The organism is Synechococcus sp. W55.2 (assembly GCF_047461635.1).
Classification (GTDB): domain Bacteria; phylum Cyanobacteriota; class Cyanobacteriia; order Thermostichales; family Thermostichaceae; genus Thermostichus.
The window spans coordinates 14,554-29,156 of record NZ_JANSHM010000035.1; the positions used below are offsets into that span (position 1 = coordinate 14,554).

At 58.5% G+C, this 14,603-nt stretch carries 14 protein-coding genes; 7 read left to right on the forward strand and 7 right to left on the reverse strand.

From position 1 onward, the window contains the following. The 5 genes from NW828_RS08390 to NW828_RS08410 form a co-directional block, all read right to left on the reverse strand. Positions 1-1,365 (reverse strand): gluconeogenesis factor YvcK family protein, encoded by a 1,365-nt coding sequence (locus NW828_RS08390; RefSeq protein ID WP_414373544.1) that lies wholly within the window; start codon positions 1,363-1,365, stop codon positions 1-3. Further along, the gene (rapZ, locus tag NW828_RS08395) at positions 1,358-2,341 is read right to left on the reverse strand and encodes an RNase adapter RapZ (RefSeq protein ID WP_414383184.1); all 984 of its coding nucleotides are present in this window, start codon (positions 2,339-2,341) and stop codon (positions 1,358-1,360) included. Before rapZ ends, NW828_RS08390 begins: the two co-directional genes overlap by 8 nt. A gap of 102 nt (positions 2,342-2,443) precedes the next feature. Further along, a complete protein-coding gene (nth, locus tag NW828_RS08400; protein WP_414383186.1) occupies positions 2,444-3,148 on the reverse strand; it encodes an endonuclease III in 705 nt (234 codons plus the stop codon). A gap of 6 nt (positions 3,149-3,154) precedes the next feature. Further along, positions 3,155-4,252, reverse strand: a complete 1,098-nt coding sequence (gene rseP, locus NW828_RS08405) for an RIP metalloprotease RseP (RefSeq protein ID WP_414383188.1) — start codon at positions 4,250-4,252, stop codon at positions 3,155-3,157. A 132-nt stretch (positions 4,253-4,384) separates the two neighbouring features. Further along, entirely contained in the window at positions 4,385-4,627 is a 243-nt protein-coding gene (locus NW828_RS08410) for a NifU family protein (protein WP_414373537.1), read from the reverse strand. A gap of 217 nt (positions 4,628-4,844) precedes the next feature. Between NW828_RS08410 and NW828_RS08415 the strand changes: the two genes are divergently transcribed. From NW828_RS08415 to sppA, 5 genes are all read left to right on the forward strand, one after another. Next, on the forward strand, positions 4,845-5,978 hold the full coding sequence (locus NW828_RS08415; RefSeq protein WP_414383190.1) for a PIN/TRAM domain-containing protein: 1,134 nt from the start codon (positions 4,845-4,847) through the stop codon (positions 5,976-5,978). 44 nt (positions 5,979-6,022) lie between these two features. Beyond that, the gene (locus NW828_RS08420; protein ID WP_414383192.1) at positions 6,023-7,768 is read left to right on the forward strand and encodes a sensor histidine kinase; all 1,746 of its coding nucleotides are present in this window, start codon (positions 6,023-6,025) and stop codon (positions 7,766-7,768) included. A 75-nt stretch (positions 7,769-7,843) separates the two neighbouring features. Continuing rightward, positions 7,844-8,692 (forward strand): 16S rRNA (adenine(1518)-N(6)/adenine(1519)-N(6))-dimethyltransferase RsmA, encoded by an 849-nt coding sequence (rsmA, locus tag NW828_RS08425; protein WP_414383194.1) that lies wholly within the window; start codon positions 7,844-7,846, stop codon positions 8,690-8,692. A 105-nt stretch (positions 8,693-8,797) separates the two neighbouring features. Then, complete coding sequence (gene fabG / locus NW828_RS08430) at positions 8,798-9,502, forward strand: 3-oxoacyl-ACP reductase FabG (protein ID WP_414383196.1); 705 nt, start codon at positions 8,798-8,800, stop codon at positions 9,500-9,502. Between the two features lie 74 nt (positions 9,503-9,576). After that, positions 9,577-10,383: a signal peptide peptidase SppA gene (gene sppA / locus NW828_RS08435; protein WP_414383198.1), complete on the forward strand. Its 807-nt coding sequence runs from the start codon at positions 9,577-9,579 to the stop codon at positions 10,381-10,383. An 89-nt stretch (positions 10,384-10,472) separates the two neighbouring features. Here sppA and coaBC read toward each other — a convergent pair whose 3' ends face one another. After that, on the reverse strand, positions 10,473-11,711 hold the full coding sequence (gene coaBC, locus NW828_RS08440; RefSeq protein WP_414383204.1) for a bifunctional phosphopantothenoylcysteine decarboxylase/phosphopantothenate--cysteine ligase CoaBC: 1,239 nt from the start codon (positions 11,709-11,711) through the stop codon (positions 10,473-10,475). Between the two features lie 339 nt (positions 11,712-12,050). Between coaBC and NW828_RS08445 the strand changes: the two genes are divergently transcribed. Together NW828_RS08445 and NW828_RS08450 are read left to right on the forward strand one after the other, a co-directional pair. Then, on the forward strand, positions 12,051-12,419 hold the full coding sequence (locus NW828_RS08445) for an AbrB family transcriptional regulator (protein WP_011432615.1): 369 nt from the start codon (positions 12,051-12,053) through the stop codon (positions 12,417-12,419). 255 nt (positions 12,420-12,674) lie between these two features. Continuing rightward, a complete protein-coding gene (locus tag NW828_RS08450; RefSeq protein WP_414383200.1) occupies positions 12,675-12,884 on the forward strand; it encodes a hypothetical protein in 210 nt (69 codons plus the stop codon). A 359-nt stretch (positions 12,885-13,243) separates the two neighbouring features. On the opposite strand, the gene NW828_RS08455 is transcribed toward NW828_RS08450, so the two are convergent. Further along, positions 13,244-14,467, reverse strand: a complete 1,224-nt coding sequence (locus NW828_RS08455) for an RNA-guided endonuclease InsQ/TnpB family protein (protein WP_414383202.1) — start codon at positions 14,465-14,467, stop codon at positions 13,244-13,246. Positions 14,468-14,603 lie beyond the last annotated feature (136 nt).

The following is a 14,603-nucleotide window of genomic DNA, read 5'->3' on the forward strand; positions in this document are numbered from 1 at the left end:
CTAGAGGGGGCGATGTCTGTCGAACCAGCGCATCAGCATTGCAGCCAAGCGTTCGGGGTTGTGGCGCACCAAGCCGGTCTCTGGATCCTCTTGCATGACGTTAGCCAAAACGGCACGGCAGCCCAGGTAAGCCAGTTTGTCGGGATCCAGCACCACAAACTCAGAACCGCTGCGGCGGTAATGCTCCAAAGCACGTGGGGAGGGTGGCTCCCGCTGCACCAGCACGCCGTCAAATAGGCGCACTCCTGCCACCCGATCCAAAGCCATGACGTGATCCCCAACGGTATAGCCGTCGGTTTCCCCCGGCTCGGTCATGATGTTGCAGACGTAGATGTGGGGGGCCATATTTTTGGCCAGAGCTTCCACAATTTCCGGTACCAACAGGTTAGGGATGATGCTGGTGTAGAGGCTACCCGGCCCCAGCACCACAAACTCTGCCGCCTCAATAGCCTCGATGACCTCTGGCAAGGCCGGAGGGCTAGGAGGGTCGCAGCCGATTCGGCAAATGCGTCCTCCGGCTTTGGCAATGTTGGACTCTCCCACCACGCGGCGGCCATCGCTCAGCTCCGCCCAAAGGGTGACATCCGCCAGGGTGGCCGGCAGCACCCGCCCCTGAATGGCCAAGACTTGTGAGGTGGCAGTGATGGCCCGAATCAAGTCGCCGCCGGTTACCGCGGTGAGGGCAGTGATGAACAGGTTGCCGAAGCTGTGGCCGCTTAGCCCTTCCCCCGACTGGAAGCGATATTGAAACAGCTCGGTGAGCAGCTTTTCCTCGTTGGCCAGAGCAGTGAGGCAGTTGCGGATATCGCCGGGGGGCAAAACGCCGATCTCCCGCCGCAGACGCCCTGAGGATCCCCCGTCATCGGCCACCGTGACAATGGCCGTGATGTTGGAGCTGTAGCGCTTCAGACCCCGCAGCAGATTGGAGAGGCCGGTACCGCCCCCCAGCACCACAATGCGGGGACCACGGCTGAGACGCCGCCGCGACAAGAGCTTATCCACCAGCGCCTCATCTCCCTCGGGGATCAGCACATCCTCAATGGAGCGCATGGCGCTGCGAAACCCCAGCACCACCATCACCAGCCCGATCCCAGTCACCAGGGGGCCACTGATGTTGTTCGGGATCCAAGTGGTGATCAGGCGCAGGGTGATGTCGATCAGCCGCTTCAGGCGAAAGATGGGGGTCAACTCCGTCCAGATGGCAATGCCCAGCACCATCAGCAGCACGCCCCCAACCGCCAGGCTCAGCCAGCGTTTAACGGCTAAACCGGGAAAGAGCCATTTCCAGCCACTTCCCGGCCAAGCAGCCTTGCGGCGGCGAATGCCCCAAGCGGCGGACTTGTTGCTGGGCACAGGCTTAGGCATGGGAAGGTGCAGGAACGCCGGCCAAAGGGATCCTAACCTGTTGCTGGGCAACGCCGGCTTCGCCGGGCGCCGGGCCAAAGCGGGCTTCCAGCTCCCGCTGAGAGTCGAGCAGATGGCGATGCTGAACCTGAACATTCAGGTCGGGAAGAACGTGGTTGCCGGCAGGGACAGTCCAAGGCTGCAAATCCTGGGCCAGGCGCTCCACCAGGGCCACCGAGCGGTGCTGACCGCCGGTACAGCCGATGGCCAAAGTCAGGTGGGGGCGACGTTCTGCGCGGTAGTGGGGCCAAAATGCTTTGACCAAGGACAAGATGTGCTGATAGGTGGACTGTGTAATGGGATCCGCAAACAAGAACTCCTGCAGCAGGGGATCCTGCCCAGTGAGGCGACGCAGATGGGGCTGAAAGAAGGGGTTGGGCAAAAAGCGCACATCGAACAGCAAGTTGGCATCGGGGGGAACGCCGTATTTGAAACCGAAGCTGACCAGCCTTAGGTTGAGGGGCTGGGGGATCCCTTGCACCAAAGCTTGCAATTGCTGCCGCAGTTGCTGGGCATTGAGGTCGGAGGTATCCAACCAGTGGGTGCAGCGTTCCCGCACCGGGGCCAGAGCCAGCCGCTCTTGCTCAATGGCCTCCAACAAACCGGCAGCTTCCCCGTAGGGATGGGGACGGCGGTGGGCGCTGAGACGGTTGAGCAACACTGGGGAGCGGGCCTCCAAGAATAGGAAAGGGATCCCTTGCGATTGCACCCAAGCAGCCAGGGTGGGAACTTGATCCCGGTACTCCTGGGCGTGGAGATTCAAGCTGATGGCCAAAGCAGCGTGATAGGTCCGCATCGCCTCAACCAAGGGGATCACCTGGGCAGGCGGGATCCCTTCTAGGCCGGTGTACCCCAGTTGTTCCAACTGCTGGATGGCCAAAGTTTTCCCGGATCCCGTCAGGCCGGCAATGACCAAAACGGGGGTCGCGACTGACATGGGTTTATCCTGCATGGAGCTTATTCTAGGGCGAGAGGCGGCCAAAACAAGCGCCGGAAGAATGGGGGGCTCAGCCACGCGGGGCGCCTAGAAACCATCATCTCAGGCCGGCGAGGCTTTTGTAGCTTTTTTATCCGTTTTCTCGGCCGGTGCAGCCGATCCCAGAAGAGGAGCGCTGGGGCAGAGATCCGCCAAAAAACATTGCTGGCACAGAGGCCTGCGGGCAGTGCAGATGGCCCGCCCGTGGTCGATCAGACGGATAGACCAGTTCTCCCAATCCGCCTGCGGCAACAACTGCATCAGATCCTTTTCGATGCGCACGGGATCCTCATGCTCGGTAAGGCCGAGGCGGCGGCTGAGGCGCTTGACATGGGTATCGACGGTAACCCCGGCATTGATACCAAAAGCATGGGCCAGCACCACATTGGCCGTCTTACGGGCCACACCGGGTAGGGTGAGCAGCTCCGGCATGGTGCGGGGCACTTGGCCACCGAAATGGCTTAAGATCCTGCGGCAGGCTTCCTGAATGTGTTTGGCCTTGTTGCGATAGAAGCCGGTGGAATGGATGAGAGCCTCGATCTCCTCTCGCGGCGCTGTCGCCAGGGCCTGGGCATCCGGGAAGCGACGAAACAGTTCCGGCGTCACCTGATTCACCCGCTCATCCGTACACTGAGCGGAGAGGATGGTTGCCACCAAAAGTTGCAGCGGCGTCCGGTAGTGGAGGGCACAGGTGGAGTTGGGGTAGTGGCGCTTCAGCCGGAGCAGGATCTCCAAAGCTCGCTGGCGCAGGGCCCGTTTGCTGGCCATCTTCCCCTAGCCTGACCCGGTCACAATGGCGAGGGTGTCTTTGAAGATCAGCACCACCCCCAATCCCAGTAACAACACCAAGCCCGTCTGCATCACCCGCTCCTCCAGATGCTTGGGCAGCCGTTTGCCGCGGATCGCCTCCAGGATCAAAAAGGCAATGTGTCCCCCGTCCAAGGCGGGCAAGGGCAACAGGTTGAGAAAGGCCAGATTAATGCTGATCAAAGCGGTGAAATTAAACAGGCTGGCGGCGTCATCGCGGGCCAGATCCGCCCCAATCTTGACGATCCCCACCGGGCCGGAGACCTGAGCAGCCGTGCTTTGGAAATTCTGAACCAACTGCTGCAGGCCGTTCAGATTGAGCATCACCACCCGCTGGTAGGCATTTCCCGCCTCCGTGAGGATCTCGGCCACGCTCTGGGCGGGGCGCAAGGTCACCTCTTGATTGGGGGCCAAGGTCACCCCAATGGCCACCGTCTCTCCCCGCACCTCTGGGATCACCGTCAACTGCAGGGGATCCCCTTCCCCACGCTGCACCTCCAGGGGAATGGGCCGGTTCTCGCTGCTGCGGATCAGCACCTGAAAATCGTTCAGAGCTGCCAAGGCCGCCGTCTCGTCGGCAATCCCCCTGTAATCGCGATCGGCTGCCTGCAACACAACATCCCCTGCCTTCAGGCCGGCCCGCTCCGCCGGGCTATCGGGCATCACCTGAGGGATGAGAATGCCGGGATGGATGCGCGTTACCGAGGGGATCCCCACCGAGGCGAACATCAACACCAGCACCAGATAGGCGAAGAGCAGGTTGGCCATCACCCCCGCACTCATCACCACCAGGCGATCCAACACGGGGCGGTTTTTCAGCAGATCCGGGTCGTCGGGCGGGTAGGGGGAATGTTCATCCTCGTCAGGAAAGCCCACGTAGCCCCCCAGCGGCAGGGCGCGAATGGCATACTCTGTCTCCCTGCCCTGGTATCGCCACAGCACCGGCCCAAACCCCAGCGAGAAGCGGTTGACATGGATCCCTTGGAGTTTGGCTGCCGCAAAGTGCCCTGCCTCATGCACCAGGATCAGCAGGGCGAGAATGGCGATGGAGAGGAGAACAGACATGCGCTAGCTCTGAAGAAGGCACAGAAGAAAGAAGTGGGGAGCAGAGAGCCACCCGAGGCTATTTATCAAGGCACATAATCCAACACATGATAAAGAACCCTAAAGGAATCTCACAAAAACCTACAGGGCCTCTCAGAATACCTGCTCCACTTCTAAAATGTCGGGGATGCTTTCCCGCAACTTGCGCTCAATGCCCATCTTTAGAGTCATGGTCGAGCTGGGGCAGGCTCCACAGGCCCCCTGCAAGCGCAGCTTGACCACCGGGCCATCGATTTCCACCAGTTCCACATTGCCCCCATCGGCCATCAAGTAAGGACGCAGCTCGTCCAGGACTTTCTCGACGTTTTCGGTATTGAGTTCCAGTGCCTGTGCCATGGTTGCTTTCAGCCTCGTTGAGATTTGGATTGTAGCGGTTTCTCCACAGATCCCTCAAGCTGGCAAGGGATCGCTATGATTTCAGCATAGTCTGAATCCTTCTGGGGGAGGGCTGGCTTGGTTGTCCGGATCCCTCCAACGCCAGACGACTAGAATAGGAAGCAGATTTGCCTATTCCCAGCAGCATCACCCACTCAGCAGGGCCGTCTTTTTCCTTATGCTAGACGCTTTACTGATCGCGATCTTCATGTTGGCGGGAGCTGGCCTCGGGTTTTATGGCCTGGATCTGCTCCCTCCTGCCGCCATTCAGGGGGCCAATGTGGAAGGAGCCCGTGTCGTCACCAGCGGCTTTGGCCTGCTGGCAGGGCTGGCTTTGGGATCCCTGGTGCGCTGGAGCTACCGTCGCTTTGAGGCCAATGTGCGCTCCTTGCCGCCGGACGTGTTGATCAGCCGCTCGGTGGGGTTGGTGATCGGCTTGGTGATTGCCAATCTGGCCATGGCTCCTGTCTACTTGCTGCCCCTGCCCCCCCAACTCAATAGGTTCCTCGAGCCGCTGGCTTCGGTCTTTTTCAGCTTGGCCTTTGCTTACCTGGGGGTCAGCCTGGCCGATACCCACGGCCCCTCGCTGCTGCGGCTGTTTAACCCCAACTATGCTTTGCAGGCAGCCCTCTGGGCGGAGGGCAATGTGGTGGCTGCCACGGCCAAGGTTTTGGACACCAGCTCCATCATCGATGGCCGAGTGGCTCAGTTAATCGAGACAGGTTTTTTGGAAGGAACCCTGGTGGTTCCTCGCTTTGTGCTGACGGAATTGCAGACCATTGCCGACAAAGCCGATGCCCAAAAACGAGAGCGGGGCCGCAAAGGCTTGGATACCCTGCAGTCTTTGCGAGAGGCCTACCCCGATCGTTTCGTTATTCACGAAGCCAACTATCCGGATCTGAGCACTGTGGACGAAAAGCTGGTGCGCCTCACCCAAACCGTGGGGGGAACGCTGCTTACCACCGATTACAACCTGAAGAAGGTGGCGGCTCTGCAGGGGGTCAAGGTGCTGAATGTGAATGAGTTGGCCGAGGCGCTGCGGCCTCTCTACGTTGCCGGCGATAGCTTTGATATCAAGATCACCCGCGAAGGAAAAGAGCCAGGTCAAGGGGTAGGCTACTTGGAAGACGGCACCATGGTGGTGGTGGAAGAAGGGCAGCGCTCTGTGGGCAAAACCCGCTCTGTGGTTGTGACCAGCGCCATTCAAACCTCAGCAGGCCGCATGATCTTCGCCCGCCTCAACAAGGACTCTGCCCCACTAACCCGCCCGGCCTCTGATCCGGCCAGCCCGGCTTCCTCTGGAAAAACCTGAGTTTTGGCCTACGTTCCCCTAGCGCAATGGTGGTCTCCTCCCCCATGGATGTGCTCCGACCCACTCCGATGTTCTACACGCAGGATCGCCAGAGGCGCTTCTGGAGTTTTTACTGGGAAGATGCCGAGAAATATGGCATCCACCCTCAGCACATCGTGAGCGGACAGCAAATCTGGGAGGTGGCCAGCGCTGGAGAGTACGAAGCCAAGCTCAACCAGGTCTTTGCAAGCGGGGATCCCCTCTCCTACGAATGCCAGGTGCTCTCGCCCCGCTACAAGTTGCATCTCCATCTTTCTCTCAACCCTGTACGGGACATGGAAGGGGAGGTGGTGGCGGTTGCGGCAGTGGGCAAGTTGCTGGGGGCTACGCCTTTTGCGTTGGCCGGAGGAACCAGCAGCCCCAACAGCCAGCCCCATGCTCTCCCGGCCGATCCGGTACAGGGGATCACGACGCAGTTGGTGCGCAACATCCGGCATTCCCTGGATATCCGGCAACTGTGCCAGCAGACCGTGGAGCAGTTGGGGCAACTGTTTGAGGTAGATCGCTGCCTGATGGCCCTCTACGAGGTGGGGCAAGACTCCCTCACGGTCAATGCCGAGTACCGCCGCCATCCTGGGGATCCCTCCCTGCTCCACCAGACCCTGAAGCTGGCAGATTACCCCCATTTGTTGCAGGCCCTCAGACAGGAAGAACCGGTGGAGGCGGGGCGACATCTGGCCATTGCCATGTCTTACCAGGGCTACGCCAACAGCCTGCTCTGGCTGGAAATGCTGGATCCGAACAGGGTTCCTGTTTGGCAGCCAAGCCACATTCAGGTACTCCAGAGCATTGCCACCTACCTGGGCGCAGCCATTGCCCACGCCATTTTGCTGGATCAAAGTCGCCAACTGGCAACCCGCTTGCAGTTAGCCAACCAGACGCTGCGTCAGAAAAATAAGGAGCTGGAGCAGGCCCGTGCCCAAGCAGAATCGGCCAACCAACTGAAAAGCCAATTCTTGGCTAACACCTCCCACGAGCTGCGCACCCCTCTCAACGGGATCATCGGCTTTATCAAGCTGGTGCTGGACGGGATGGCCGAAAACCGCGAAGAGGAGCTGGACTTCTTGCAGGAGGCCTATCGCTCTGCCCTGCACCTGCTGGCCCTAATCAACGATGTGCTGGATATCGCCAAGATCGAGGCGGGCAAAATGCAGTTGGAGTTCCAGCCCTGCGACCTGCGAGCCTTGTTTAAGGATGTGGAGGCCAAGACCAGCTTGCAGGCCAGCCAGAAGGGCTTACAACTGAGCTTTCACTTGCCCAACACCTCGGATCAGATTTTGCTCTTGGGCGATTACCAACGCCTGTTGCAGGTGATGCTCAATTTGGTGGGGAATGCCATCAAGTTTACCCCCAAAGGCTCAGTAACCGTGCGGGCGGATATCCTGCCCGGCAATCCGGGGTTGGCCCGCATCCGCGTCATCGACACCGGGATCGGCGTGTCGCTGGAAAAGCAGCAAAAACTGTTTCAGGCTTTCACGCAGGTGGATGGTTCCACCACCCGCCAATATGGGGGGACGGGCTTGGGCCTGGCCATCAGCCAACGCCTGGTGGAGGCGATGGGAGGGGAGATCAATTTCTACAGCTTGGGCGAAGGGCTGGGATCCACCGTCACCTTTACGGTGCCCCTCTACCGCAAGCCGCTCCTGAGCGGGGATCCGAACCCAGAGGCGCTCCCTGCTCAACCCGCCCGAGATAGACCTGAGGATGCGGATCCCAACTTGATTTCTGTTCCCAACTCAGCCAAGCGATGACCCACCCGGCAATTGCTCCTTCAACCGCTCTGGGTACCTCTCGGTTGCGGCGCAGCACTGCGCGAACATTCCCCCATGCCCTATCCTCGTAAACGGTTTGGTCAGCATTGGCTCAAGGATCCCGCTGTTCACGAGGCGATTGTGCGGGCTGCCCAGTTGAATGATCTGGAGAGAGGGGCGGATCCCACTTGGGTGCTGGAGATCGGCCCCGGCACCGGCCAACTGACGCGGCGATTGCTGGCCCAGGGCGCCCAGGTGGTGGCGGTGGAGATCGACCGGGATCTATGCCGGCTGTTGCGAAAGCGCTTCGCCGACCAGCCCCGCTTCCACCTGGTGGAAGGGGATTTTCTTCGCCTGCCGTTGCCCCCTCAGCCTCGCCTGCTGGTGGCCAATATCCCCTACAACCTGACCGGCCCCATTTTGGAAAAGGTGCTCGGATCCCCGGCCCAGCCGGTTCGGCAGTTCGAGCGCATTGTCCTTCTGGTGCAAAAAGAGCTGGCCGAGCGCTTGCAGGCCGGCCCCGGCAGCAAAGCCTATGGTGCTCTGAGCCTGCGGACGCAGTATTTGGCCGATTGCGAGCTGATCTGCAGGGTGCCCCCCACCGCTTTCAAGCCCGCCCCCAAGGTGGAATCTGCTGTGATTCGCCTCACCCCCCGCCCCGCCCCCACCCCCGTCCGGGATCCCTGCTGGTTTAACCACCTCCTTCGACAGGGGTTCTCCACCCGCCGCAAGAAGCTCGTCAATGCCCTGGGAAGCTTGGTGGAGCGAGAAGCGGTTGCAGCAGCTTTGGCTCAGCTCCGCCTCAACCCCGATGCCCGCGCCGAAGAGCTGGCCCTGCCCCACTGGCTGGCCTTGAGCGACCTGCTGCTGGAGAAAGCGCCCAAAAGGGCTGTTGTTCCTCAAGAGGAGCAGGAACCAGGGTAGGGTAAGAGAGGGAAGCTCAGTTGGACGAACCCAAACATCCTCTGGGGTTTTTGAAGTCCCTTCCCGATCTTGTTCTGGATCCCTTTCGTCAATGCAGGTGCATCCATGCAGGGCAACCAAGGCAAGCAAATCCTCTTGACCGGTGGCACAGGCGGGCTGGGTTTGGGGGTGGTTCCCGTGGTGCTGGCCAGCGGAGCAGAGCTGACCTTGACCTATCGCCAAGAGAAAGATCTTGCCATTTTGCGGGAGCGCCTGCCGGCCAATGCTCTGGATCGGGTTCGCTTTGTGCAGGTGGATTTAACAGATGAGGCGGCGGTTGCCCGCGTCATTGCCGACCTACCCCGCGTGGATGGGCTGATCCACCTGGTGGGGGGCTTTGCCATGGGCCCCACCCACGAGTACAGCTTGGCGGACTGGTATCGCGACTTCGACCTCAACCTCACCACCACATTCCTGACCTGCAAGCACAGCCTGCGCAGAATGTGGCAACAGGGCTATGGGAGGATTGTAACGGTGGGATCCCGAGGAGCGGTGGAGCCGGGCCCGCAATTGGCCGCCTACTGCGCTTCCAAAGCAGGGGTGGTGGCCCTGACCCGTACCATTGCCGCCGAAACCAAAGGCACAGACATCACAGCCAACGTCATCCTGCCCAGCCTCATCGACACGCCGGCCAACCGAGCTGCCATGGGATCCGAGCAAGCCGAGCTGTGGGTAAAGCCAGAGTCCATCGGGCAGGTGATTGCCTTTTTGGTCTCAGAAGCAGCGCGGGATCTGCGGGGGGTGGTGCTCCCGGTGTATGGCAACATCTAGGCAACTGGTTGACCGGGCCACAAGCCGCCATTCATGATACAGAATATGCACTTATCTCTATCCAGTTTTTTTCCATGCTGAAGCGGTTATTCTTGGGTGGCTTGCGCCGGCAAATCGGCCGCATTGAGGTGGCAGGGGCTATTGATGGCAAAACTCGCGAGCGGGTTCTCAAGGCCCTGAAAGAGGCGGAAGAAAACCATATCCCTGCCGTGGTGCTGCGCATCGATAGTCCAGGTGGGACGGTGGCCGACTCCCAAGAAATCTACAATGCCCTCTTGCGTTTGCGAGAGAAAAAGGGCACCCGTATTGTCGCCAGCTTTGGCAACATTGCTGCCTCTGGGGGGGTTTATATTGCCATGGGAGCCGAAAAAATTGTTGCCAACCCAGGAACAATCACCGGTAGCATTGGTGTGATCATTCGAGGCAACAATATCGAACGCCTCCTGGATAAGGTGGGGATTTCATTTAAGGTAATTAAGTCTGGCCCCTACAAAGATATTCTCTCGTTTGATCGCGAGCTAACCCCGGAAGAGCGAAACATCCTGCAAGAATTGATCGACATTACCTACGGCCAGTTTGTGCAGACGGTTGCCGCTGCCCGCAAGTTAAGTTTGAATGTGGTCAAAACTTTTGCCGATGGCCGCATTTTCAGCGGAGAGCAGGCCCTCCACTTGGGTGTGGTGGATCGCTTGGGCACAGAAGAAGATGCCCGCCTTTGGGCGGCAGAGCTGGCGGGTTTGCCGACGGATGCGAAGTTCTACGACCTACTCCCGCGGCGCAGAGGTTGGTCTCGATTTCTGCCGGCAGCAGAAGCCTTGGCCCGTCTGCAGTTTGAAGTGAGCACCTCGGGCTTGCCCCTGTGGCTTTACACAGGTTCTTGAGGCAGTTCGCGAACAGCTATTCCGGGAAGTTTAGCGTTCTGTACCGCACAGCCCCCACCCCCGGCCCCTCTTCCAGAGGGAGAGGGAGTTTAACTAAAGTAGCCCAACTCCAATTGCCGGGCCAGATCCAGCAGCCGGTGGGCCAGGGTTGGCTTGGTTGCCAATGGGATCCGCTCTGGACTTCCCTGCTGGGGGATCCAATAGCCTTGGTTGTGGCTGCTGCCAAAGCCGCTATCCGGTTGGTCGATGGGGTTGGCCACAATAGCATCCAGGCCCTTCTGGCGGAGCTTCTCTCTGGCCGGTGGCAAGGGATCCCCACTTTGGGCGGCAAAGCCGATGAGGCGTTGGCCAGGGCGTTTGTGGCGGGCCAGAGCTGCCAGCAGGTCAGGGATCGGCTCCAACGGCAACATCTGGGGTAGATCGGCTTTGGGCAGCTTCCCCGCGTAAACCTGAGAGGGGCGCACATCCCCCACAGCAGCAGCCATCCACAAGAGATCCGCCTGGGGAAATTCCGCCTGCAAAGCCGCCTCCAGTTGGGCTGCCGTCTCCACCGGAATGGCCCGAATGGCGAAGGGCGCTGGATCAAAGGGGATCCCCAACGGCCCATGGACCAGCGTCACTGTCGCCCCCCGGCAGGCTGCCGCCACCGCCAATGCCACGCCCATCCGACCACTGGCCGGGTTGCCGATAAAACGCACCGCGTCGATGGGCTCCCGTGTACCCCCCGCCGTCACCAACACCCGCTTGCCTTGCCAATCTTTTTTCCCCGCTGTCCAGAGCAAAGCCCGCACATACTCCTGCAGGGCCTCCGGCTCCAACATGCGCCCTTCCCCCACCGCATCACAGGCCAAGCGGCCACTGGCCGTCGGTAAGGCCCAAAAACGGGGATCCTGGTGTAGCCGCTGCCAATTCTCGGCCACCTTCTCCGCCTTCCACATCTGCGTATTCATAGCCGGTGCCACCGCCACCGGACACCGGGAAGCCAAAACCACATTGGTGAGCAAATTATCCGCCAGCCCATGAGCCAACTTGCCCAAGGTGTTGGCCGACAAGGGTGCAATGAGGAGAGCCTCCGCCCATTCCCCCAACTCGATGTGCAGCGGTCGTCCTCGTGTTGCTTGCCAAAAGGCGGCATCCGTAAAAGCCGGCTGGCGGGACAAGGTGGCAAAAGTCAAAGGAGAAATAAAATGTTCCGCAGCTTTTGTCAAAACCACCTTGAGCTCTGCTCCCTGCTGCACCAGAGCAGACACCAAAGCTGCCGTTTTGTAAGCAGCAATCCCCCCGCTCACCCCAATGAGGAGACGCCGCCCCGACCAAAAGGGATCCATATTGAGTGACACGCAAACAGCCTTGTTTCCAGTTTCCCTGCTTTTGCTCAATTCCGGCGGCAAAGCGGGGATCCCTCGCCCAAAGATACTTTGACTTGGACGGATGACCCTGTCGAGAATAGGGCCTGAGAGCCTATCATTCCCCATTTCAGCCAAAGTCTCCCCCATAGGTTCTGGCCTTCAGAGGGAATTCCCCACTGCTGTTTTGCGCAACCAGCCCTCAGATCCCATTGCAGTCGCGCACTCATTCCCTCTAATTAAGAAGAGTTGGATCAAACTCTATTGCAATCGCTGTTTGTTTCTGGCTACACTAACAGTTGTCCCTAAAACCATCTCGATATGGCTACAACCAGTAAACCAAAACCACTCACTGGCCAAGAGCTCCTCGACAAGGTAACTTCAATGGGAAATGCGGATCGCAAGGAAAAAGCTCGCGCCTGTGGTTATGTCACCTACACCAAGAATGGTCAGGAGCGAGTGAATCTGATGCAGTTTAACAACGCCCTGTTGAAGGCCGTTGGCGTGGATCTCGGCGCTAGTGACGAAAATGGATCCCGTGGCCGCGCTCCTACCTTCCGGGTTTCGGTTCATAAGAATGGCAACCTCCTGATTGGAGCTGCCTACACCAAGAAGATGGGCCTCAAGCCCGGAGATGAGTTCGAGATCAAGCTGGGCCACCATAACATCAAGCTGGAGCGGGTCAACTGATTTGCTGTCTCCCTGGATGCTTTTCCCTGCTGGTGAGTTCATCTCAGCTTGGGTAAAGCCTTTGGTATTCCTTTCGGCCTCTAGGGGCTTGGGAGCAGCGACTTCTTCCTTTCGCTCCGGTGTTTATTGTTTCTCTACTTTTCAAGCAAGGGATCCTCATGATCCGCTGGGGATCCCTGGCAGTTTGTACCTCATCAATGGCTGAAGTGTGGGTAAGTTCGCTATTCTGACAACAGTTAAATTGGGTCTGCGGCAATGAACACTCCGACCGTACAAAATGTCTTTCGCCATTGGCGGCGGTGGCGAACTTGGGCGGGGCTGTTGTTGTTGGCAGCAGCGTTCTTTGTCATCGAGTCTCATCCGCGGGTTTGGTCTCAGTCGAGCGCCTCTTCACCAAAAAAACTGGGTCTGAAGCCCCGCCCTTTAGGGCGGCTTTGTGCTATGCTGTCTGCAGCGGCAGGGTAGTCAACCGCTCTAAAAACCCAACAGTCTCACGACTGGATACAGCCTCAACAGGCTTTGTAGTTGTTGTTTGCAACGGTACCTAAGGGCATTAGGGAACCGTCCCGCATTCGCGTCAGCGGCGCGGAGCGCTTGGGGGAACGCCTGGGGAGATGAGCACCGCTGTCGTGGAGGGGAGACCTGACACGCTAAGTGCTGTCGCAGAACCAGGAATCAGAATCCTTGCCCTTCAGGGCGGGGAGTATGTCAAGAGGCCACGATGGCCTATGTCAGGCCAGGGGATCCCAATAGCGAGTTGATCAATCCCCGGTGGACGAGCCGCCACGCCTACATCCTCAACGCCATTAACCGCTCCGAAAGACTTAAACAACATTGGACAAAAGTGGACTTTCGACCAGCGTTGATGCTTTCTTCCTGCTTCTACGACCCTTGCCTAGCTGGGCTTGCAACCCAACCCCGGCAGCGGGATCTCCACAGGCGTGACTTCCCCCCAAGCTGGGGGTAGTTGAGGGTAGATACACCTCAAAATACCACCCCACCAAGTTAATCGCTGCGTTGAGATCCCGGTCTTTCTCTAAACCGCAACTCTCACAACGAAACACCCGCTGGTGCAGCGGCATCTGCTGTTTATGCTGGCAACAAGAACACAGCTGGCTGGACGGATAAAACCTATCCGCCACTACCACCTGACAGCTGTAGAGCCTAGCTTTATACTCTAGCTGTCGCCTGAACTCATAGAAACTACACTCGGCTAGACTACTAGCTAACTTGTGGTTCTTGAGCATCCCCGAGACGTTCAGGTCCTCTATAATTACCACCCGATACCTCTTAGCTAGATAGGTAGTAAGCTTGTGTAGGTTGTCCCGACGAATATCAACTACTCTCTTGTGGAGTCTTGCCACCTTCTTAACTGCCTTCCGCCGGTTTTGCGACCCCTTAACTTTCCTGGACAACCGCCTTTGCAACCTCCTCAGCCGCTTCCTAGCCTTACAATAGGGCTTGGGGTTGCCAAAAGTCCCCCCGTCAGAACACGTGGCTAGATTGTTAACTCCTAAGTCAACCCCAACAACGTCCCCTTCCTTCTCCAGCCCCCCTGGCTCAGGCGCCTCATACTTGAAGGAAATAAACCAACGGTGGGCCCGCCGGCTGATAACAACATTCTTGGGCACAACCGCAGGCAAGACCTCGTAACAAGCTAACCAGCCGAAAATCGGAACCTTGATTTTGTTGCCGGAAATTCTAATCCCACCTTCTAGGTAAAAGCTGTCCAGCTTCCCCTTCTTCTTGAATACTGGAAATCTAGACTTCCCAGCACGCCACCTCTTAATTGCTCTCTCCAGATTCCTAAGAGCTTCCTGCAGGGCACACTTAGAAACCTGATAGTACCAAGGATTAGCCCTCTTCACCTCGGCTACAAGTTTCTTGTGCAGATCAACTGCCGTGGGAATCTTCCGCTTCTCTGCCACAGATTGCTTACAAAGCTCCAGTCCCCAGTTGTAAGCGTGCCGAGCAACCCCAGCGTGCTGCGCCGCCAGTGTCCTTTGCTTGTTATTCAGTCTTAACTCCGTCTTGAATCCTAATAACAAAGTACGACCTAGGGTCGTGTTGATCTTATGTTAGGATAGAGAGAATAGTTTATAGAGGTAAAGAGGATGAAGTTGGTTTTTTTAGATGAAAACAAATGGCAGAAGATATTGGCTTTTTTACAGACAGAAGAGAGAG